Origin of the sequence: Amycolatopsis sacchari (genome assembly GCF_900114035.1) — a bacterium.
Classification (GTDB): Bacteria; Actinomycetota; Actinomycetes; order Mycobacteriales; family Pseudonocardiaceae; genus Amycolatopsis_E; species Amycolatopsis_E sacchari.
Map to the genome: position 1 here is coordinate 19795 of NZ_FORP01000024.1, position 21226 is coordinate 41020.

20 protein-coding genes and 2 pseudogenes are annotated in these 21226 nt (G+C 70.2%); 11 read left to right on the plus strand and 11 right to left on the minus strand.

Annotated features, from left to right (window positions below):
* Positions 1–24: 24 nt before the first annotated feature.
* Genes BMZ92_RS29380 through BMZ92_RS29395 form a run of 4 tightly spaced genes read right to left on the minus strand, consistent with a single transcriptional unit; the run spans position 25 to position 3776 of the window.
* On the minus strand, positions 25–861 hold the full coding sequence (locus BMZ92_RS29380) for an HpcH/HpaI aldolase/citrate lyase family protein (RefSeq protein ID WP_177228922.1): 837 nt from the start codon (positions 859–861) through the stop codon (positions 25–27).
* Complete coding sequence (locus tag BMZ92_RS29385; protein ID WP_091514161.1) at positions 858–2024, minus strand: acyl-CoA dehydrogenase family protein; 1167 nt, start codon at positions 2022–2024, stop codon at positions 858–860. Before BMZ92_RS29385 ends, BMZ92_RS29380 begins: the two co-directional genes overlap by 4 nt.
* Before the next feature lie 5 nt (positions 2025–2029).
* Complete coding sequence (locus BMZ92_RS29390) at positions 2030–3241, minus strand: CaiB/BaiF CoA transferase family protein (protein WP_091514162.1); 1212 nt, start codon at positions 3239–3241, stop codon at positions 2030–2032.
* A complete protein-coding gene (locus BMZ92_RS29395) occupies positions 3234–3776 on the minus strand; it encodes a MaoC family dehydratase (RefSeq protein ID WP_030534551.1) in 543 nt (180 codons plus the stop codon). Before BMZ92_RS29395 ends, BMZ92_RS29390 begins: the two co-directional genes overlap by 8 nt.
* A 208-nt stretch (positions 3777–3984) precedes the next feature.
* Between BMZ92_RS29395 and BMZ92_RS29400 the strand changes: the two genes are divergently transcribed.
* The 5 genes from BMZ92_RS29400 (at position 3985) to BMZ92_RS29420 (ending at position 10268) form a co-directional block, all read left to right on the plus strand.
* The gene (locus BMZ92_RS29400) at positions 3985–4749 is read left to right on the plus strand and encodes a FadR/GntR family transcriptional regulator (RefSeq protein WP_030534550.1); all 765 of its coding nucleotides are present in this window, start codon (positions 3985–3987) and stop codon (positions 4747–4749) included.
* An 86-nt stretch (positions 4750–4835) separates the two neighbouring features.
* Entirely contained in the window at positions 4836–6218 is a 1383-nt protein-coding gene (locus tag BMZ92_RS29405) for an MmgE/PrpD family protein (RefSeq protein WP_091514165.1), read from the plus strand.
* A 903-nt stretch (positions 6219–7121) separates the two neighbouring features.
* Entirely contained in the window at positions 7122–7634 is a 513-nt protein-coding gene (locus tag BMZ92_RS29410; protein WP_218153570.1) for an MFS transporter, read from the plus strand.
* On the plus strand, positions 7631–8476 hold the full coding sequence (locus tag BMZ92_RS29415) for an amidase (RefSeq protein ID WP_177228923.1): 846 nt from the start codon (positions 7631–7633) through the stop codon (positions 8474–8476). Before BMZ92_RS29410 ends, BMZ92_RS29415 begins: the two co-directional genes overlap by 4 nt.
* 151 nt (positions 8477–8627) lie before the next feature.
* Entirely contained in the window at positions 8628–10268 is a 1641-nt protein-coding gene (locus BMZ92_RS29420) for a recombinase family protein (RefSeq protein ID WP_245783323.1), read from the plus strand.
* Here the strand turns inward: BMZ92_RS29420 and BMZ92_RS29425 are convergent.
* Positions 10222–10500 (minus strand): annotated as a pseudogene (locus BMZ92_RS29425) (SDR family NAD(P)-dependent oxidoreductase); the annotation flags it as partial. The gene BMZ92_RS29420 and the pseudogene BMZ92_RS29425 sit on opposite strands and share 47 nt — an antisense overlap.
* 215 nt (positions 10501–10715) lie before the next feature.
* Between BMZ92_RS29425 and BMZ92_RS29430 the strand changes: the two are divergent.
* Positions 10716–11531, plus strand: coding sequence for a restriction system modified-DNA reader domain-containing protein (locus BMZ92_RS29430; protein WP_091514172.1), 816 nt, complete (start codon positions 10716–10718; stop codon positions 11529–11531).
* A 42-nt stretch (positions 11532–11573) separates the two neighbouring features.
* On the opposite strand, the pseudogene BMZ92_RS38370 reads toward BMZ92_RS29430, so the two are convergent.
* Positions 11574–11957: pseudogene (locus BMZ92_RS38370) on the minus strand (C40 family peptidase); the annotation flags it as partial.
* Between the two features lie 23 nt (positions 11958–11980).
* Between BMZ92_RS38370 and BMZ92_RS38375 the strand changes: the two are divergent.
* A complete protein-coding gene (locus BMZ92_RS38375) occupies positions 11981–12340 on the plus strand; it encodes a heme-binding protein (RefSeq protein WP_245783324.1) in 360 nt (119 codons plus the stop codon).
* A gap of 149 nt (positions 12341–12489) precedes the next feature.
* On the opposite strand, the gene BMZ92_RS29440 is transcribed toward BMZ92_RS38375, so the two are convergent.
* Genes BMZ92_RS29440 through BMZ92_RS29460 form a run of 5 tightly spaced genes read right to left on the minus strand, consistent with a single transcriptional unit; the run spans position 12490 to position 17288 of the window.
* Positions 12490–13308: an IclR family transcriptional regulator gene (locus BMZ92_RS29440; RefSeq protein ID WP_091514176.1), complete on the minus strand. Its 819-nt coding sequence runs from the start codon at positions 13306–13308 to the stop codon at positions 12490–12492.
* 12 nt (positions 13309–13320) lie between these two features.
* Complete coding sequence (locus BMZ92_RS29445; protein WP_091514179.1) at positions 13321–14190, minus strand: bifunctional methylenetetrahydrofolate dehydrogenase/methenyltetrahydrofolate cyclohydrolase; 870 nt, start codon at positions 14188–14190, stop codon at positions 13321–13323.
* Positions 14190–15059 (minus strand): formyltetrahydrofolate deformylase, encoded by an 870-nt coding sequence (purU, locus tag BMZ92_RS29450; protein WP_091514182.1) that lies wholly within the window; start codon positions 15057–15059, stop codon positions 14190–14192. The genes BMZ92_RS29445 and purU overlap by 1 nt, the downstream gene beginning before the upstream one ends.
* A gap of 13 nt (positions 15060–15072) precedes the next feature.
* Entirely contained in the window at positions 15073–15933 is an 861-nt protein-coding gene (locus BMZ92_RS29455) for a methylenetetrahydrofolate reductase (RefSeq protein ID WP_245783325.1), read from the minus strand.
* Positions 15930–17288 carry a glycine cleavage system protein T gene (locus BMZ92_RS29460; RefSeq protein WP_091514184.1) on the minus strand — a complete coding sequence of 453 codons (1359 nt, stop codon included), beginning with the start codon at positions 17286–17288 and terminating at the stop codon, positions 15930–15932. Before BMZ92_RS29460 ends, BMZ92_RS29455 begins: the two co-directional genes overlap by 4 nt.
* Positions 17289–17414: 126 nt before the next feature.
* Here BMZ92_RS29460 and BMZ92_RS29465 point away from each other — a divergent pair, with 126 nt between their 5' ends.
* The 4 genes from BMZ92_RS29465 (at position 17415) to BMZ92_RS29480 (ending at position 21219) form a co-directional block, all read left to right on the plus strand.
* The gene (locus BMZ92_RS29465) at positions 17415–18083 is read left to right on the plus strand and encodes a GntR family transcriptional regulator (protein WP_091514186.1); all 669 of its coding nucleotides are present in this window, start codon (positions 17415–17417) and stop codon (positions 18081–18083) included.
* Entirely contained in the window at positions 18077–19042 is a 966-nt protein-coding gene (locus BMZ92_RS29470; protein WP_245783326.1) for a VOC family protein, read from the plus strand. The genes BMZ92_RS29465 and BMZ92_RS29470 overlap by 7 nt, the downstream gene beginning before the upstream one ends.
* 68 nt (positions 19043–19110) lie before the next feature.
* On the plus strand, positions 19111–19869 hold the full coding sequence (gene folP / locus BMZ92_RS29475; protein WP_091514189.1) for a dihydropteroate synthase: 759 nt from the start codon (positions 19111–19113) through the stop codon (positions 19867–19869).
* A gap of 33 nt (positions 19870–19902) precedes the next feature.
* The gene (locus BMZ92_RS29480) at positions 19903–21219 is read left to right on the plus strand and encodes an MFS transporter (RefSeq protein ID WP_091514192.1); all 1317 of its coding nucleotides are present in this window, start codon (positions 19903–19905) and stop codon (positions 21217–21219) included.
* Positions 21220–21226: the final 7 nt, after the last annotated feature.

The following is a 21226-nucleotide window of genomic DNA, read 5'->3' on the forward strand; positions in this document are numbered from 1 at the left end:
TGGTTGGTCCTCCAAGTGACCCTGCTAGTCCATCACTGATCCGGCGTCCGGAGCGGCCAGCGCCAGCACGCGGCGCGCACGCCGCACCACCGCGGCGTCGACCATGCGCCCGGACACGACCGCCACACCGCTTCCCTTCCGCTCCGCGTCCTGCGCCGCGGCCAGCACCGCGCGCGCCCGCTCCACGTCGTCCGCACCCGGCCGCACTGCGTCGTGCGTCCACTCCACCTGGCGCGGATGGATGCACATCCGTCCGGCGAAACCCATCCGCTGCAGCGCCCGCGTCGACGCCGTGAACGCCTCCCGGTCGTCGAACGCCGCCGTGACCGGGGCGGGCGGCGGCACCAGGCCGCACCCCGCCGCGGCCGCCACCGCTCCCGAGCGCGCCCAGGCGAGCGGCTGCGGGTCGTCCTCGAAGCCGCTCACCCCGAGGTCGGCGGCCAGGTCGTACTCGCCGAGCGTGACCGTCGCCACACCCGGCACGGCGGCGATTTCGGGCAGCCGCCACAGGGCCGCGGCGGTCTCCACGAGCGGCAGCACGGGGACGCGCAACCGCCCGGCCAGCGCCGTCACCGTGACGAGGTCGGCTTTCGGGAGCACCACGCCCGCGATCCCGAGCCCGGCGATCGCGTCCAGATCGGCGTCCACGAGATCCTGCTCGTTGTTCACCCGCACCCAGACCCGGCGCGCCCGTGCCGGGTCCGCCGCGAGCCACTCCGCGACGGTCGCGCGTGCGCGCGCCTTGGCGTCGGTGGCCACCGCGTCCTCCAGATCGGCCACCGCGACGTCGGCCACGTCCACCGCCCGGGTGAGGCGGTCCGGGCGGTCGGCCGGGCAGAACAGCCAGCTGCGCGCGATCACCAGCCGACCCTGCCCTTGTCCCCGATGAGCGACCGGGCGATCACCGTCCGCATGACGTCGCTCGTGCCCTCGCCGATCGTCATCAGGATCGAATCGCGGTAGAGGCGTTCGATCTCGAACTCCGCCGAGTAGCTGTACCCGCCGTGCACCCGCATCGAGTCCTGCGCCGCCTGCAGCGCCACCTCGGAGGCGAACAACTTGGCCATCCCCGTCTGCAGGTCCGAGCGCTTGCCCCGGTCCAGCGCATCGGCCGACCAGTAGGTGAGCAGCCGCGCCGCCTGCAGCTGCGTGGCCATTTCGGCGAGGCGGATCTGGATCGCCTGGAACTCGGCGATCGGCTTGCCGAAGGCGCGCCGGTCGCGCGCGTACTGCAGTGCCTCGTCGTAGGCGCGCTGCGCGATGCCGAGGCTGCGGCCTGCGATGTTGAGCCTGCCCACCTCCAGCGCCGACAGCACCTGCTGCATTCCGCGACCCTCGACGCCGCCGAGGAGGTTCGCCGCGGGAACGCGGACGTCGTCGAAGACCACCTCGCAGGACTCGGTGCCCTTGTAGCCCAGCTTGGGGATGTCCTTGGTGACGGTGAAGCCCGGTGTGCCTGCCTCGATCAGCAGCACGCTCATCCCCTTGTGCGCGGGGGTGGCGCTGCGGTCGGTCTTGACCAGCACGGGCAACGGGTCGGCGTACCGGGCGTTGGTGATCCACATCTTCGTGCCGTTGACGACGTAGTGGTCGCCGTCGCGGGTCGCGGTGGTGCGGATGCCCTGCAGATCGGTGCCCGCGTCCGGCTCGGTCAGAGCGATCCCGGTGCGCCGGGCCCCGGTGGCGAGGTCGGGCAGGTACCGGCGCTTCTGCTCCTCGGTGCCGTGCCGCGCGAGCATCCAGCAGGACAGCGAGTGGCTGCCGAGGATGCCCGCGATGCCCATCCAGCCGCGCGCGATCTCCTCGAACATCAGGGTGAACGACACGAAGTCCGCCGCCGCTCCCCCGTACTCCTCCGGGATCATCAGGCCGAACAGACCCAGCTGTTTCATCTGGTCGACGATCTCGGTCGGGTACCGGCCGCTGTGTTCCCATTCCCGCGCGACCGGAACGATCTCGCCGTCGACGAAGTCGCGCAGCATCGACCGGAACTGTTCCTGGTCGCCGCTCAGTGTGAAGTCCACCGCGTCTACTCCCGCTCTCCGAACGCGCCGGCCCGTGCCAGCGCGTCGATCTCGCCTGCGTCCATGTCCAGGAGCTGCTCGAGCACCTCACGGGTGTGCTCACCCAGCGACGGGGCGCGCCGGTGGTCGCTGCGCGGCGCACCGGCGCGGGCGGCGGAGGCCACCTGGCGCACGGTGCCGAACCGCGGGTGCTCGGTGCTGATCAGCAGCCCGCGCGCGGCGGCGTGCTCGTCGGCCAGCGCCTCGGGCACCGAGTTGATCGGCGCGCACGGCACCCCGGCGGCTTCCAGGCAGTCCAGCCACTCCGCCGTGGTCCGCTCGGCCAGCTCCACCTCCAGCAGCCGCACGCACTCCGCGGAGTTCTCGTAGCGGGCGGCGGGAGTGGCGAACCGTTCGCTGCGCGCCCACTCCGGCGAGCCGAGCGCGTCCACGAGCCGTTCCCAGAACTTCTGCTTGGCGCAGCCGATGACGATCCAGGAGTCCTTCGTGGGGAAGTTCTGGAACGGCACCAGGCTCGGGTGGGCGGAGTGGTGCGTGCGCCGGGGCTCGAACCCCTTGTTCAGATGCCACGTCGCCAGGTAGGTCAGCATGCCGATGGCGGTGTCGTAGAGGCTGACGTCGCAGTCCATGCCGACGCCGTCCCGCCGCGCGGCGTGGATGCCCGCCAGCAGCGACGTCGCGGCCACGATGCCGCCGGAGTAGTCCACCATGGACAGACCGGACTTGGTGGGCGGCCCGTCCGGCTCGCCGGTCACCGACATCCAGCCCGCGAGGCCCTGCAACATGTAGTCGTAGCCGGGCCGGTCCTGCCGCGGACCGGTCATGCCGTAGCCGGACAGCGAGCAGCACACGATCGCGCGGTTGAGGTGCTTGAGGTCGTCGTACCGGATGCGCATCTTCGCCGGGACGTCGCCGCGCAGGTTCGAGTACACCGCGTCGCTCACCGACACCAGCCGCTCGAACGTGCGGCGCCCGGACTCACTGGACAGGTCGAGGACGATGGAGCGCTTGTTGCGGTTGAACGCCTCGAAGAACAGCGAGTCGCCGTCCTGCGCGTAGGGCGGGGTGTGCCTGCCGACGTCGCCGCCGAAGCGCGGGTCCTCGATCTTGATGATCTCCGCGCCCAGGTCGGCGAGGTGCAGGGTGCCGAACGGGCCGGCACCGTACTGCTCCACCGCGAGCACCCGGACGTCGGAAAGGGGCAGCCGCTCAGTCATGGGTTCCCTGTTCCGCGGGCAGCGTCATCGGGCCGTTCTTCGCCTCCGGGAAGGAGTCGATCACCGTGGCGTGGGCGCGCTTGTAGATCAGCACCGTGCGGTCGAACGACACGCACTCGTCGCCGTCGGCGTTGAGCATCCGCGAGCGGACGCTGACCAGGCCCGCGTACGGCCGCGACGCCGATTCCCGCTTGTTCGTGCAGATCGACTCGGCGTACACCGTGTCGCCGACGAAGACGGGGTGCGTCAGCTGCACGTCGGTCAGCGACAGGTTCGCGATCGCGCGCTGGCTGATGTCGGTGACGCTCTGCCCGATCAGCATGGCGATCGTGAGCCCGGAGTTGACCAGGACGCGCCCGAACGGGGTCCGTCCGGCGTAGTTCGCGTCGAAGTGCGCCGGGTGGGTGTTCATCGTGAGCAACGTGAACCAGGTGTTGTCGGCCTCGCTGATCGTCCGGCCCAGGGGGTGGCGGTAGACGTCCCCGACCACGAAGTCCTCGTAGTAGCGCCCTTGCCAGCCGTCGTGCACAGCCACGCGGCGACCTCCTGTCGTGTTGCGTTGGGGGGTTCCCCGGACCGGCTCGGGTCCGGGCTTGGCGGGCAGTATGCGTGACGCAGACCGCAGCGCGCAATACCTCAGACGTTTTCCGCGTGCACCTCGCTCGTGCGGCTAGACTCCGGTGTGCTTCGGTTGCGTTCCGTTGCGCACGACGCCCGACATCGATGAACAGGACACCGCCGACATGACCGACGCCCCAGCTCCCGGCTCCGGACTCCGCGTCCGCCGCGTGCGCGCCGCCTACCGGCAGGTCGCCGACCAGCTCAGGGAGCAGATCCTGACCGGCACGCTGCCCTCGGGCACCCGGCTGCCCAGCGAGGCGGAACTCACCGGCCTGTTCGGGGTCAGCCGCAGCACCGTACGGGAGGCGCTGCGGCTGCTGGCCAGCCAGCACCTGATCGACACCACCCGCGGTGTCACCGGCGGGAGTTTCGTGTCGAACCCGGACGCCGACAGCATCGCCGACAACCTGGGTGGCACCCTCGGGCTGCTGGTGAACACCAGGTCGATGACGGTGTCAGACCTGCTCGAGGCCCGGCTGATCCTGGAACCGTCGGCGGCCCGGCTGGCCACCGAGCGGGCCGACGCCGAGGCGCTGGACATGCTGCGGGCCACCGCGGCCAGCACCTCGACGCTGGAGCCGGACCGCGGCTTCGTCGTGCACTGGGACTTCCACACCACGCTCGTGTCGGCCACCGGCAACCCGCTGCTGCAGCTGATGTGCCGCCCGATCAACGAGGTGCTGCACAGCAGGCTGGACCGGGACCGGATCAGCCGCGCGGAGTGGGAGCGGGTCGACCGCGATCACGTGGACATCTACGAAGCGGTGACCAGCGGGGACGCCGAGGCCGCCGAGCGGCTCACCCGCGAGCACCTGCACAGCCTGCGACCGCTCTACGAGCAGATGGAGGTGCGGCAGCCCGCGCCGCCGCGTCCTCCGTCGGACTGATTCCGCCAGGAAAAGTCCGATGTTTTCTTGCGGCGGTGCTCGACGGGCTGGCACACTCCTGCCCACGCCGCAGGGAAGGGAATCGCATGGGATCGTCCAGCATCGCCGAGCGCATCGGGGAGTTCGCCGCCGCAGCGACCTTCGAGGACCTGCCGCGGGCCGTGGTCGACCACGCCCGCAACCTGGCGCTGGACTCGGTGGGGGTCGCGTTCTGCGCCGCGGGAGAACCGTTCGCCGAGCGCGCCCGCCGGGCGGTGTCCCGGTTCGGGCGAGGTGATCACCCCGTGCTGGGGTCGCCGGACCGGCTGTCGGCGCGCGACGCCGCACTGCTCAACGGGATCCTGGTCCACGGGCACGACTTCGACGACACGCACATCGGCTCGATCGTGCACGTGTCCGCCTCGGCGCTGCCGGCCGCGCTCGCCGCGGCCGTCGAACATGACCGCACGACGCGCGAGCTCATGCTGGGCTACATCCTCGGTCTCGAGATCAGCGCCCGGGTCGGTCTGGCCGCGCACGGGGGTTTCCACCGCGCCGGTTTCCACCCCACCGGACTGGCCGGCGCGTTCGGCGCGGCGGTGGCGGCCGCCACGGTGTCCGGTTCGGACGCCGCCGGGATCGCGGGCGCGCAGCAGATCGTCGGTTCGATGGCGTCCGGCATCCTCGAGTTCCTGGAGGACGGTGCGTGGACCAAGCGCCTGCACCCGGGATGGGCGGCGGCATCGGCGCTCACCGCGGCCGGTTTCGCGGCCGCGGACTGGCCGGGGCCGCGCGCGGTGTACGAGGGGCGCTACGGGCTGTTCGCGACGCACCTGCCCGGGCAGGAGTGCGACACCGAGACCATCGTGGCCGATCTCGGGCAGCGGTGGGAGATGCTCGGCACCGGTGTCAAGCCGTACCCGAGCTGCCACTTCACACACAGCTTCGCCGATGCCGTGCTCGCGGTGCGCGAGCACGAAGGTCTCGAACCCGACCAGGTCACCGACATCCTGTGCCGCATCCACCCGACGGCCGCGGCCGCGGTGTGCGAGCCGCTGGAGGGCAAGCGCCGCCCGCGCGACCTGTACGACGCGAAGTTCAGCCTGCCCTACGTGGTGGGCGCGTGCCTGCAGCGCGGACGGCTGACGCTGGCGGAGTTCACCGACGAGTCCCTGACCGACACGGCGATCCACGCGATCGCCGACCGGGTGCGCATCACCGACGACCCGGACAGCCGGTTCCCGGAGGCCTATTCGGCCGAGATCGAGGTGACCCTCCGGGACGGTCGCGTGCTGACCCACCGCGAGGACGTCAACCGCGGCCACCACGAGCGGCCGCTGACCCCGTCGGACATCGAGCGGAAGTACCTGGCGAACATGCGGCAGGTCGCCGACGAGCCGACGATCGAGCGCGTCCGGGCGGCCGTGGCGGATCTGGGGTCCGACCGCGGCGCGCGCGACTTCGCCGAGGCCTGCGCCACCGCGGGCTGAGCGCCGTACCGTCCGCGCGCGTCGAGCGGCCGGCCTCGACGTCGACGTGGTCACCTTCGAGCTCGCGGTCACGACCTGTCCTCCCGCGCGAGCCGCTACATATTCGAGGCGTCCCTCGGCGGTCTCGGTGCCGTGATGGCCGGACTGGCGGGCCGGCGTCGGCTGGTCCGTGCGCACCCGCACGCCGACGTGTCCTGGTGGACGCCGACCACCGGCTCCTCGTCACCCACGCGCTCGATGTGGCCGGGCTGGTTCGGGCCGCCGCGCGGCCGGACACACAGGACCACTCCGGCTACCGCAGGTACGACGCCGGTGCGGTGGTCGAGCTCATCCGGATCGAGACGCTCGCCGGAGCCGGGGTTCCGCCGGCTCGGCTGCGCGCGCAGAGCCGGCAACGCGAGCGGCATCGGGCGCGCATCGCCCGCCTCGCCTCCGGGCGGCCTGGCGGTGCCGCCGGAGGTGGGATCGTCCGGGTCGAGCGGGACGCTGGATCCCGCCTGCCGCACATGCCCCGGCCGGGTCGTCGCGGAGTGGGCCGGGCGCTCGACGCCGCGCGAGCGGGCCCGGAGCCGGACCGGCCGGCCGCCTCGATCACGCGGATGACCGACGCACCCGAGGACGTGGAGCTCGCCCCGACGCTCGCCCGGCCGCTCGACGCCGTGGCCGCCCCGGAGCCGCGCCGGCGGCGCAGCGGCCGGACCCGCGCCGTGCGACCGGATCACGTCGTGGCAGGCACCCGCGGTACCGGGACGTGGTGTTCCGGGGCCGGGGCGCTGCTCCTGGTCGCGGTGGACGGCTGTCGTCCTGGCGCCGCGGTGCCACCGGCCGGGGCGCCGGTCAGCCGGCGGCGTGCGCGCCCGTCATCAGCGCCGCCAGGTCCACCTGAGGATGCCGGCCACCACGATGCTCATCGGCGGCATCGTCTTCTCCGTGGGCGGGCTGCTCGGCTCCCTCGGCTTCTCGGCGCTGTCCGACCGCGTCGGCAGGCGACCCGTGTTCATCGTGGCAGCCGCTTTCACCGCGCTGTACGCGTTTCCGCTCTTCTGGCTGGTGGACATCCGGTCGGCGCCGATCATCTGGCTGGCCCAGGGGCTCGGAGGTGTCGCGAACGGCACGCTGTACGGCTTGATGGGCGCGCTGACCGCGGAGATGTTCGACGCCCGGGTGCGCTACACCGGTGCCTCGATCGGGCAGCAGGTCTCGGCCGCGGCCGTCGGCGGGACGACACCGCTGATCGTGACCGGACTGGTCGCCCAGGCCGACAGCTACTGGCCGGCCCCGGCCTGGCTGGCGGCCCTGGCGGTGATCAGTCTCGTGTGCGTGTACCTGGCGCGCGAGACCGGCAAGAACCGCACCCTGGATGCCGGGGGGTCGTCTGCCTCGGCCGACGCGGCCCGGGCGGGCGATCCGGCGTGAGCACCGCCCCGCTGCCGGACGCCGTGGCCACCGCGGCCGCCGTGACGGCCGGGACGATCTCGCCGGTCGAGCTCGTCGAGGCGGTCCTCGAGCGGGTCGAGCGGATCGACCCCGTCCTGAACTCCTACACCACTCTGCTTCGCGGACGTGCACTCGCCCGGGCGCACGCGATCGGCCGGACCACGGGCACGACGCCGCGACCGTTGCCGGGACTGCCGGTCGCGGTGAAGGACAACCTGCACGTGGCCGGTGCGCCCACATCCCTGGGGGTGTACCCGCCCGCCGTGGCGGAACCGGTGCGCAGCGCGGAGGCGGTCCGCCTGCTGGAACGGGCCGGAGCCGTCGTGCTGGGCAAGACCAACCTGCACCAGCTCGCCTACGGCGCCACCGGTGACGTGTCGGCGTTCGGGCCGGTGCGCAACCCGCACGATCCGGCCAGGATGGCGGGCGGCTCGAGCGGCGGATCGGCGGCCGCGGTCGCGGCCGGGCTGTGCGCCGCGGCCTTGGGTACCGACACCGGTGGGTCGGTCCGGGTGCCCGCGGCACTGTGCGGCGTCGTCGGGCTCAAGCCGACCCGGGGCGCGGTCGGCACCGGGGGAGTGGTGCCGCTCGGGCCCACTCTCGACTGCGTCGGGCTGCTGACCCGCACCGTTCGGGACTGCGCGGCGTTGTTCGCCGTCCTGGCGGGCCGGACCACCCCACGGGACACGGCGGCGCGGGAACGGCTCGACGGCTACCGGATCGGGGTCCCGGACGCGTTCTACTTCGACGACGTGCAACCGGCGGTCGGCGCCGCGTGCCTGCGGGCATTGGACACTAAGTCAAAACTAGTAGTGATCTAGTAGCCGCGTAGCCGTCCTGTGGCAGCCGGACAAACGGCTACCACAGGGCACGCGGAAATGCCGAACCAAGGGGGGTCGGACAATGGCGCGATCAACAACCGCGCAACGCACCAAGAAAGCAGCGATAACCACACTCGGCGATGACGTGCGAGTGGGGATCTACGTGCGGCGCTCCACTGACGACGAGCACCAGCCCTACTCGATCGAAGCTCAAGATGCGCGCCTGGAAGCCTACATCGGCTCCCAGCCCGGTTGGCGGCTCGTGGCGCGGTTCCCTGATGACGCCTCCGGTGCCACTACCGAACGCGACGGGTTGCAACGCGCGCTCGCCGCCGCCCGTGCCGGGTTGATCGACGTGCTGTTGGTGTACCGGGTGGACCGGTTCTCCCGGAACCTGCGGGACATGGTGATGCTGCTTGACGAACTGGACTCAGCCGGGGTGGTGTTCCGCAGCGCCACGGAACCGTTCGACACCTCGACGCCGATGGGTCGGATGCTGGTGCAGATGCTCGGCATGTTCGCCCAGTTCGAGCGCGACACCATCATCGACCGGGTCATCGCCGGGATGGAACGCAAGCACGCCAAGGGCAAGTGGAAGGGCGGCAAACGCCCATTCGGCTACCAGGTGGACAAGACCTCGCACACGCTGATCGTGGACGAGCACGAAGCGGTGATCGTCAGGATGATCTTCGACCTCTACACCAAAGACCGGCTCGGGTCCCGCGCCATCGCCAAAGTGCTCAACGACCGGGGCCACCGCACCAGCTCGGGTGGCAAGTGGTCCGGCTACCAAGTCATCCGCGCCCTGAACAACCGCGTCTACCTCGGCGAACTGACGTTCCGGGAGACCACCGTGACCGACACCCACGCACCCATCATCGACCTCACCCGGTGGGAGCAGGCCCAAGCCATCCTCGACGCCCGCGGCGAATCCCACGCCCACCGGGCCGCGTCCGGCTCCGACTACGTGCTCACCGGACGCCTGCGCTGCCCCCAGTGCGGCAAAGCCATGATCGGCACCCGCGCCACCGGACGAAACCGCACCTACCGCTACTACACGTGCTGGAACCTCGCCCGCTACGACGCCAGCAAGTGCGACATGTCGCGGCTCAACGCCGACGCCGTGGACGCAGCCGTCCTGGATGCCCTGGCCACCTTCTATCGCACCCGGCACGACCTCATCGCCGACGCCATCACCCACGAACAGAAACAGCACCAGGCGGCGCACGCCGACCGGCACGCCGAACTCGCCGCCGTCGAGAACGAGATCACCAAGACCGGGCAGGCCATAGACCGGTACCTGTCCGCGTTCGAGCGCGGCACGATGGACGAAGAACTCGTCGCCGACCGGCTCACCGAACTACGCGCCAAGACCAAGCAACTCCGCATCCGCCGCGACGAACTCACCCTCGCGCTCGACGACGAGCCCACCACCCCCGAGCCCGCCACCCTGGCAGCGGTGGCCGATCACATCACCGAGATCATCACCAACGGCACCCACAACCAAACCAAGGCACTTGTCGAAGCCCTCGTCGCCAAAGTCACCATCACCGGCCCCGACCGGCTCATCCCGGTCTTCCGCATCCCCCAACCCCGCAACAACGACGGGGCAGCACCCGCCCTACCAACGGAAACGGCCCCGAACGGAGTGGTTCGCACAATGACTAAATCGGTGGGGCGTTTTCCAGGTAGAGCACCGCGTCGACGATGTCCGAGATCTCGCCCATTCGGCGGACCGGGTGCAGGCCGGCCAGCGACTCGTGCGTTTCCGGGGCGTGCATCGGGGTCTTGACGATCCCGGGGGACACCGCGTTGACGCGCACACCGCGGTCGGCGTACTCGATGGCCAGCGCCTTGGTCGCCGACTGCAGACCGCCCTTGGTGAGGGAAGCCAGGGCGGACGGGACGGTGGACAGGGCGTGGTCGACCAGGCTGGTGGTCAGGTTCACGATGTGGCCACCTCCGTTGTCCAGCAGATGCGGGATCGCGCGCCGCGTGAGGCGGAAGAACCCCTCGAGGTTCACGCCGACGTGGACGCTTCGTCACCGCCGCCGTGTCAAGTGATTGTCCAAAAAAGACCGCTGTCGGCATGGTCCCGCCATCCGTTGACAAGGATTCTCTTCCCCGTCAAGCACAATCCGGTCGAAGCAGAAAAAAATGCATAGACGGCTTGACATTCGTGCGTGTATCGAGCGTGGATGGACCCGTATCGCATTGCCATTCATCGAAGGGGGCTGCTGTGCAAGAGAATCTGGTGACTAAGCCGGCCGAGAGTCTTGTCGATCTTCGTGTGCGCGAGGGGCTGCAGCGGGAGGCGGTGGTGTTGATCGCCGACGGCGCTGCCCAGGCCGCGCCGATGGGCATGCCGCCTGGTGCGTGGGGGCTGTTGGTGACCGCTGTCGACCGATCAGCGGCCGACGGCGAGGTGCTGCTGTTCGCCGGGACGTGGTGCGAGCAGGATTTCGAGTCGACTGGCTTCGATGGGGACCTCGTGGTCCAGCTGCAGCATGCCGGTGATGGTCCTGACGACTCGGATGCTGTCGAGGTCCGCATGCTGACGGCCGAGGGCGACGGTTGGGAGGCGGTCCGGACCTGGCCTCGGCTCGACCGTACGTGGCCCGCCACGGCGGGGGCGGAGGCCGCGACCGTCCTTGCCGACGGTGTCGATTCCACACCGATCGAAGTCCGGCTGTCACCGCCGCTGTTGTCGGGTAAGGATCCGGATGCGCGCCTGAGTGTGCGGGACTTGGTCGCTGTCGGCGCGCTTGCGGTGGGCGAGGAGCTGGTGTATGAGCGACCCAGGCTCGGCCTGCACCGCACGGCACGCGTGACCAGCGACGGGAAGCTGCGTTTGGACGACGGTCAGGTGTTCGCGACCCCGTGCGGGGCGACTACTGCGCTGGGTAGTCCACACCAGAACGGGTGGTACTTCTGGTCGCGCGTGAGCGATGGTCGTCCGTTGTTCCAGATCCGCGCATGCTACGCGGAAGTCGTCTACCGTCGGCGGGCTTCGGAGTGGTGGAACGCCGACGTCGGAAGTTCGTACGCGGGCTGACGGCGCCGCAAGTCGCTGCTCGTCACGTCACACCAAGCTGCACTACCTCGACGGCCGTGTGGCGCCGACGTAGTCGTCATTCGGGTGGTGGTAGTTGTCGATCTGAACGGGACTGCCGAAGGTGGGGGCATTGATCATCTTGCTGTTGCCGAGGTAGAGCGCGACGTGGGTGATGCGGGCTGGGGTGCCGTAGAAGACGAGGTCGCCGGGTAGTAGCGGGGATCCGCCGGGAACGTGGGGTCCGGTGTGGAAGTGGGCGTGGGCGGTGCGGGGCAGAGTGATTCCGGCGGCGTCGTAGGCGGCCTTGGTCAGGCCGCTGCAGTCGAATCCGCGGTCGCCGCTGTCGGGTCCGTCGCCGCCCCAGATGTAGGGCAGTCCTCGTTGGCCGCAGGCGTAGTTGATGGCGGTCAGCGCCGCCGAGGTCGGGCCAGCTCTGCGCGTTCGTGCGGATGGACGGTGTGCCCATCCAGGCGGTCCAGATCGCGCAGGACAAGGCCTACACCGCCGCCGGGTTCGGGATGCCGACCGCCCAGTGGCACGAGTTCCTGGCCCACGGGCGGGCACTGGAGCGAGGACACCGAGGTCGCCGAAGCCGGCGCCGCCGTGCTCGCCTGACACCTCGCCGTCGGACTCGGCCCGCCCGCGGCTCGCGCTGGTCGAATCGGGGGAGATCGCGCATGCCCGCACCCGGACCTAGCCGCTCACGGCCATCGACGAGATCCTGCAAACTGGTCGCACGAGCGGGTGAACTCCGTGCCGATGTCCCCGCCGAGACGTCGCTGCCGCTCTCATCGGCATCATCACCGTAAGAGGTTCGCCCGAGCACGAAGCGATGGCAGCTCGCCTGCTGCTCCTCTCGCTGGATGTCCGGCCCGTGGTCGGAGCGAGCACTTCGGCGTTCTCTCCATCCAGGGCCGACCTCCGTCCCTGCTGAGCAGCGCGGTCCGGGAAACACCGTTCAGAGGTGGTAGGCCTGGATCTGTTTCGTCAGCTCCGCCGCGGCCTCGCGGAGTGCCTGGGCTATCCGCTCCGCCCAGCTGTCGTCCACTGTGGAGGCTGGCCCGGAGACGCCGAGACCGGCGCGGATGTCGGCTTCGGGGACCGTGCAGGCGATTCCCATGGCGAGTACGCCGGTTTCGCTTTCTCCGTGGTTGATCGCATAGCCCGTGCGGCGGATCCGGGCCGCTTCGCGGAGGAGGGCGGTCAGCGAGGAGATGGATCTGCCGGTGAGGGCTTCCGGTGGGTTGTCCGCGTAGAGCCGGCGGAGCTCGTCGTCGGTGAGTGTGGCCAGCAGTGCCTTGCCGGCGCCGGTAACGTGGGCGGGCAGGGTGCTGCCGGTGCGCAGTGCCGCGCGGATGGTGCGCCCGCTTTCCACGCCGTCGGCGAAGAGGACCTCCCGGCCGCGGGGGAGGACGAGGTGGGCGGTCATGCCGGTGGACTCGGCCAGCGTGGTGAGGATCGGGCGGGCCAGCGCACGGATGTCGAGGGTACGGGCGGCGGTGAGGCCCACGTCGATGAGCGCGGGTCCGGTGCGGAAGGACCGGTCGACCGGGCTCTGCCGGACGAAGTCGTAGTAGGTGAGCATGGCCATCAGGCGGTGCGCGCTGGAGCGGACGATGCCCAGTTCGGCGGCGACGTCGGCGAGGGTGAGGGTGCCGCGATCGCGCAGGAGCAGCAGGATGCGCAGGGTGTTGTCGACCGACGCGATCGGGTACGCCGGTGCGGCCCTGTTCTCGGGCTGGAGCAGTTCGCCCAGGTGGTCAGGCCCGGTGGTCATGGTGACAGCATCTCATCCGTGTCGATGACCGTGGGCAGCCCGTTCGGCGGCGCGGACGACGTTGGCCAGGAGCATCGCGCGGGTCATCGGGCCCACGCCGCCGGGGTTGGGGGAGCGCCAGGCGGCGAGGTCGCCGGCGGCGGGGTCGATGTCGCCCGCCACCTTGCCGTCCGGTCCGCGGCTGACGCCGACGTCGACGAGCACGGCGCCCGGCTTGACCATCTCCGGCCGGACCAGTCCAGGCACGCCGGCCGCGGCAATGACGATGTCCGCGGCCCGGACTTCGGCAGTGAGGTCCCGGGTCCCGGTGTGGCACAGCGTCACGGTCGCGTTCTCGCTGCGCCGGGTGAGCAGCAGGCCCAGTGACCGGCCGACTGTGATGCCGCGGCCGATCACGCACACCCTGGCTCCGGCGAGCGGGATGTCGTACCAGCGCAGGAGTTCCACGATCCCGGCCGGGGTGCAGGGCAGCGGTCCGTCGGCGCCGAGGACGAGCCGGCCGAGGTTGGCGGGGTGCAGGCCGTCGGCGTCCTTCGCCGGGTCGATGCGCTCGATGACCTCGAACTCGTCAAGCCCAGAGGGAAGGGGTAGCTGGACGATGTAGGCGGTGCACCGGGGATCCGCGTTGAGCTGCTCGACCGCCCTGAGCACGTCTGCGCGCGTAGCGGTGGCGGGCAGATCGAGCCGGATCGACTCGATCCCCACGTCGCGGCAGTCGCGGTGTTTGCCGTTGACGTAGAGCACACTGCCCGGGTCGTCGCCGACGAGCACCGTTCCCAACCCAGCCGTGTGCCCCCGTGCCGTCAGCGCTGCGACGCGGCCGCGGAGATCGTCTTTGATCTTCGCGGCGACCAGCTTGCCGTCGAGCAGGCCGGCGCCCATCAGAACACCACCGTGGTGTTGCCGTCACGCATGATCCGGTCTTCGCAGAAGGCCTGGACCGCGCGCGCCAGCACGAGCCGTTCGACGTCGGCGCCGCGGCGGACGAGGTCGTCGGTGGAGTCGGTGTGGCTGACGCGGACGACGTCCTGTTCGATGATCGGTCCTTCGTCGAGGTCCTCGGTGACGAAGTGGGCGGTCGCGCCGATCAGTTTCACGCCTCGTTCCTTGGCCTTGCGGTAGGGGGCGGCGCCGACGAAGGCGGGCAGGAACGAGTGGTGGATGTTGATCACCGGCACGCCCAGCGCGGCGAGGAAGTCGCCGGAGAGGATCTGCATGTACCGGGCCAGCACGACCAGGTCGACGGTGCCCTTGAGCAGGTCCAGCTGCGCGGCTTCGGCCTCGCCTTTGGCGCCCCTGGCCACGGGGATGTGGGTGAAGGGCACCTCGAACCGGTCGCCGACCCACGCCAGGTCGGTGTGGTTGGACACCACGTGGGTGATCTCCATCGGCAGGTCGCCACGGCGGTGCCGCCACAGCAGGTCGAGCAGGCAGTGGTCGAGTTTCGAGGCGAACAGCGCCACCCGTTTCGGGACCGCGGTGTCGACCAGGGACCACTGCAGCCCGAACCGTTCGCCGAGTTCGCGGTGCAGGTCCACTTCGAGCGCGGAGCGCTGGTCGGCGAGCCGGTCGAGGTGGAACACGGCCCGCTGGAAGAAGCGCCCACCGGACGGGCCGGTGGAGTGCTGGTCGAGGGAGACGATGTTGGCGCCGTGACCGGTGAGGATGGCCGAGACGGCGGCGACGATGCCGGGTCCGTCCTCGCCGGACACCAGCAGTCGCCCCTCGCCGGTGGTGGTCGTGGTTCGCATGAGGGTGCCTCCTTCAGCCGGCGTCGAGGCGGGCCAGCAGTGATCGCCGCCAGGCTTCGGCGCCGGCCAGTTCGTTGAAGGTGAACAGGTGGATGCCGGCGATGTTGACGTCCGGCGCGGCGAGGTGGGGTTCGAAGGCGCGCAGGAGCTTGTCGGGCCGGTATCCGCCGGGGCGGATCAGCTTCCAGATCGTGTTCTGCTGCTTGCGCAGGAACCGTGCCGACTGTCCCAGACCGATGCCGCCCGCGATACGCACGAGCTTCTGCCTGCTCACCGGAGCGGGCACCCCGATCACGACTTCCAGGTCCGGGTGGCCGCGGTGCACGCGGCGCGCCCAGTCCACAGTGGTCCTTGCGTCGAAGCAGATCTGGGTGATGACGTGCGTGGCCAGCGGGGCTTTCGCGGTGAGTGCGGCGTCCAGATCCTGGTCGGTGATTCTGGCGTGCCCCTCCGGGTAGCCGCCGATCCCGGTCCGTGTGAACATCCCGGTCTCGGCGAACACACGCAGCAGGTCGAGCGCCTCGGTGAACTCCCCGGCCGGGACCGGCGCGTCGCCGCCGACGACGAAGACGCGATCGATCCCAGCTTCGGTGAGTTGTGCGGCCAGGTCCTTGGCGTGCGCGGTATCCCTGACCATACGGGCCGCGACGTGCGGGGAGACCCGGTAGCCGCGCGCGGTCAGGTTCGCCGCGAGGGCGATGGTGGTCTCGATGCCCTTCGCCTCGGTGACGGTGACGGTCAGCGGCACGTCCACCGGGACGTGTTCGAGGACGGCGTCCTCGGTGCCGCGGAACGGCATGATCTCGTAGCTGATGGTGCGCAGGATGTCCCGTGTCGAGCGCGGCGCCCGCCGGCGTGTCGTTGTTTCGGTCACAGCGCGCGGTAGCTCTCGCGGGCGAACTGCACGTACGGGGCCGGTGCGACGGTGGCGCGGATCTCGACCTGCTTGTGCTGCTCCACCAGCGGTTTGGTGGAGTTGGGGTCCTCACCCCAGGCCACGGTCACCTCGGTGCCGGGCTCACTGTGTTCGATGTCCACAGTGGCCAGCGACACCATGACGTGCTCGTTGGCCAGGTAGCCGGCGTCCATGGAGATCCCGGCGAGCTTGCCCCCGGCCAGGACCTTGTCGCTCTGGTGCAGTCCGTACCGGGCCTTGGGGACCTCGATGTACTTCGCCGGCAGCCCGGGGCGGTAGAGCGAGCCGATCGCCTCGGTGACGTCGTCGCTGTTCCACACGAGCGTGACCTTTTCCCGACGGGGGTTCTTGGCGATCTCTTCGAGGGCCTCGCGGCCGACGAAGTCGTGGTCGAAGGCCACCAGCCGGCCGTATCCCACGTCGTAGGGGGTGACGTAGTAGTCCTCGATGTCCGGGGAGTCCATCGAACCGGCCAGCGAACCCATCGCGGTGGTCGGCAGCCATTCCCGGTAGGCCTTCATCTTCTCGCCGGAGAAGATGGCGGGCAGCGGCGCGGGAATCCACGCCGACTCCAGGTTCGCCGCCGAGTACGCCTTCGCGCCCACCCGAACCAACCCGAAGTCCCCTCCGGCTGCCAGGATCGCCTCGCGGACCCGGTCGCCTTCCTCCCACGGGCCGAACAGTTCGTAGCCGGGCTGGCCCGCCATGCCGTGCCGCAGGCCGCGCACGGTGCACCCGGCGATGGTGAAGGTGGCCATGTTGAAGAACTTCACGTCCGGCAACGGGCCGTCGATGACCTTCTCCATCACCGCGGATGCGGTGGGACCCTGCAGCTCGTACCGGTAGACCTTCGGCGGTCCGGAGACGCGGTCGAAGGAGTTGTCGTCCCGTTCGGTGGTCGCGTCGTAGTTCCCCGTTTCGAGGTTGAACTGCACCCAGTCCAGCACCATCGGGTGCCCGACCAGGTCGAAGTGCTGCTCCTCCAGGTGAAACAGCACCGCGTCCCCGATCAGCTGACCGTCGTGGTTCACCGCGACGTACTGCTTGGCCTTGCCCGGTGTGAACTTCGCGAAGCTGTTCACCCCCAGGTCGCTCAGCAGCCGCGAAGCGTCGGGGCCGCTGACGTAGAGGTCGGTCATGTGGTGCGACTGGTCCAGCAACGCGCACGAATCCCGCCACGCCCGCTGCTCGCTGCGCCAGTTGGTGAACTCCGCGGTCACCGGGAACGTGTGCGGGCGGATCGGGGAGTTCCGGAGCAGCTCGACCGCTCCTCCCGCGCGCTGGATCCCCTGTTCCACGGTTTCGGCACTCATCTAGGGCCACCTCTCCACTGAGACTGCTGATGTCTGTACACCAGACGCGCTGACTGCTATACAGACGCTACACGGAAGCAACATTGGCCGCAAGATTGTCAACAATGCCGGTGAGAGGAGGTGACGATGAACCTCGCTGCGAGAAGCGGAGCTGCGGGCGCCACCCATGTCCGGAACTCCCTCCGGCGGGCGATCGTGACCGGCGATCTGGTCCCGGGACAGCGGATCGTCGCCGCGGAAGTCGGCACGGCGCTGGGAGCGACCCGCAGTTGTGTCCGCCAGGCGCTGCACGAGCTGGCGGCCGAAGGACTGATCGACCGCGTGCGCGGCAGCAACGCCCGGGTACGCGCGGTGCCGATCGGGGAAGTGGTCGAGATTCTGGAGTGCCGACAGGTGCTGGACGGCCTCCTCGCCGCTCGCGCGGCGGTGCGGGCGACCGATGAGGAACACCGGCGCCTGCGCGCCGCCGGCAACCGGCTGGCTGCGGCCGCGGAACGCGGCGAGCCGGTCGAGTGCTTCCGGTTGGGCGACGAACTCCACGACCTGGTCGTCGGCCTGTCACGTCACCCGACGGCCGCCGGAATCGTCTCACGGCTCGACGCCCGCGTCGCCCGGCTGCGGTTTCGCGTGTCCCTGCGCCCCGGTCGCCTCCGGGACTCCGCGCGTGAGCACGCTGCGATCGTCCAAGCCGTAGCCGGGCGTCATCCAGTCGCCGCCGAGCGTGCCGCGCGCGAACACGTCCGATCCCTCATCGCCGCCATCGTCGGCCACCACGAGAAGGAACCCTTGTGCTGAACCGAAACCCCGCCGCCCACGACGTCGCCCACCTCGGCCATCTCCAGTTGTTCACCCCCGCCTTCGACGAGAGCGTCGAGTTCTTCACGCACTACCTCGGCATGAGGACGCACGGGTCCCAGGGCTCCTCGGTGTTCCTGCGGGCCTGGGACGACTACGAGCACCACACGATCACGCTCACCCCGCGCACCACTGCCGGAATCGGTCGCACCCATCTGCGCGCCGCCGACGAGGACGCGCTCCAGCGTCGCGTCGAGGCGATCAAGGAGGCGGGCCTCGGCATCGGCTGGACCGATGGTGAACCCGGGTACGGGCCCACCTACCTCTTCCACGACCCGGACGGGCACGAGTTCGGCCTCTACTACGAATCCGAGTGGTTCCAGCCCGAGGAGGACACCCGGCCGGCGCTGAAGAACCAGGCGGAGGCCTACCCGGGCGCCGGCGTCTGCGTCCGGCGCCTGGACCACGTCAACTTCCTCGGCGTGGACGTCGAGGCCAACCGCGACGTGCTGCGCGACCTGCTGGGCGCCAAGGTCACCGAACAGATCGTGCTCGACGACGGGTCGGTCGCCGGGAGCTGGACCACGTTCACGAACAAGGGTTACGACGCGGTGTACACCCGCGACCGGCTGGGCATCACCGGACGCTTGCACCACATCGCGTTCGCCACCGACAGCCGGGCGGACATCCTGCGCGCCGCCGACCTCGCGCTCGAACAGGATGTGTTCATCGAGACCGGCCCGCACAAGCACGCGATCCAGCAGACGTTCTTCCTCTACGTCTACGAACCCGGCGGCAACCGCATCGAGCTGTGCAACGCCGGAGCCCGCCTCGTGCTGGCCCCGGACTGGCGCACCATCGACTGGACCGAAGCCGAACGGGCCAAGGGCCAGGCGTGGGGACTGAAGACCATCGAGTCCTTCCACACCCACGGCACACCGCCGGCACCGGGCCAGTGACCACGACCGCCGCCCCCACGGACCTTGCGGCCGCTGCCGGACTGCCGTCCCGGAACCGGTGCCTGGTCATGGGCATTCTCAACGTGACCCCCAATTCCTTCTCCGACGGCGGCCGCTATCTCACGACCGGCCGGGCGATCGCACACGGCGTGGAACTCGCCGCGTCGGGGGCCGACATCGTCGACGTCGGGGGCGAATCCACCCGGCCCGGCGCCGGGCGCGTGTCCTGTGCGGAGGAGAAACGGCGGGTGCTGCCGGTGATCCGGAGGCTGGCCGCGGCGGGAGTCACGATCAGCATCGACACGACGCGGGCCGAGGTGGCCGACGCCGCGCTGGAGGCCGGCGCGGCGATCGTCAACGACGTCAGCGGGGGACTCGCCGATCCCCGCATGGCTTCCTGCGTTGCGGCGGCGGACGTCCCTTACGTCGCCATGCACTGGCGGGCGCCCAGCTCCCGGATGCACGAGCACGCCCTCTACGACGACGTGGTCGCCGAGGTCGTCGGTGAACTGTCTCAACGGGTCGACGCGCTGGTCGCCGCTGGTGTGCGCCCGGAACGGATCATCATCGACCCCGGGCTCGGGTTCGCGAAGAAACCCCGCCACAACTGGCAGCTACTGGCGGATCTGCGGGCGCTGAGCGTGCTCGGCCGCCCGGTTCTCGTCGGCGCCTCGCGCAAGTCGTTCCTCGGAATCGTGCGGGACCGCGACGCCGCCACCGCGGCGGTGTCCGCGCTCGCGGCCGCTGCGGGCGCCGCCTGCGTCCGCGTGCACGACGTGCGCCGCACCCTCACCGCCGTGCAGGTCGCGGCGGCACTGAACGTCTGACCCATCAGCGGATCGCTCAAGGAGGAGTGTCCCATGACGACCAAACCAGGACCGGGCCGGATCGCGCTCGCCAGCTACATCGGCAGCGTGATCGAGTGGTACGACTTCAACATCTACGGGCTGGCCACGGCGCTCGTGTTCAGCAAGCAGTTCTTTCCCAGCTTCTCCGAAGCCGGCGGCACTCTCGCCGCGCTGGCCGCGTTCGCGGTCGGGTTCGTCGCCCGGCCCGTCGGCGCGCTGATCAGCGGTCACTTCGGCGACCGCGTCGGTCGGAAGGCGATGCTGGTCGCGTCCCTGCTGACCATGGGTGTCGCCACGACGCTGATTGGCCTGCTGCCGACCTACGCGGCCATCGGCGTGTGGGCGCCGATTCTGCTCGTCGTGCTCCGCCTGGTCCAGGGCATCGGCGTCGGGGGCGAATGGGGTGGCGCGGCGCTGATGGCCGTCGAGCACGCGCCACCGAACCGGCGGGCGCTCTACGGCGCCTTCCCGCAGATCGGCATCCCCTCCGGAATCCTGGTCTCACAGCTGGCATTCCTGCTCCTGACGCAGGTCTTCTCCGACGACACTCTGCAGTCGTGGGCCTGGCGGCTGCCGTTCCTGTTTAGCGGGGTGCTCATCGTGGTCGGCCTGATCGTGCGAGCGTCCATCACCGAGACCGAGGAGTTCGAACGGGCACGCGAGGCACGCGACATCGCGCGCCTGCCGCTCGTGGAGGTCTTCCGCCGCTCGCCGCTGCAACTGTTCGCCGGCAGCCTGCTCTCCTTCGCCGGCCCCACCCTCGGCACGTTCCTGTCCGTGTACATGGTCAGCTATGGCACCAAACAGTTGCACCTGTCGTCTGGGACGATGTTGTGGATCACGGTCGTGTTGAGCCTGCCGTGGATCGCGATGATGCTCTTCGCGGGCCGCGCCGCTGACCGGTTCGGCCGCAAACGGATGTTCGTCATCGGCAGCGGACTGGCGGCCGTGGCGGTGTTCCCGATGTTCCTGATGGTCAACACCGCCGCCGTCCCGCTGGTGTTCGCCGGGCTCCTGCTGATGACGGCCGCGAACTCGGTCATCAACGGTGCCCAGCCGGCCATGCTGACCCAGATGTTCCCCGCGAGCGTGCGCTACAGCGGCGCGTCCATCTGCTTCCAGGTCGGTTCCATCGTGGGCGGCGGCATCGTTCCCCTGGTGGCCGCGTCGTCCTACGCCCGGTTCGGCACCTCGACCGCGGTCGCGATCGTGATCGGTGTCGTCTGTCTGGTGAGCATGCTGGCCGTCCTGCCGGTGAGGCGGGAACTGCTCGACGTCGGGGCGCCGTCACCCCAGCGCACGGTTGACCATTCACTATCTGAACAATAAAGTCGGT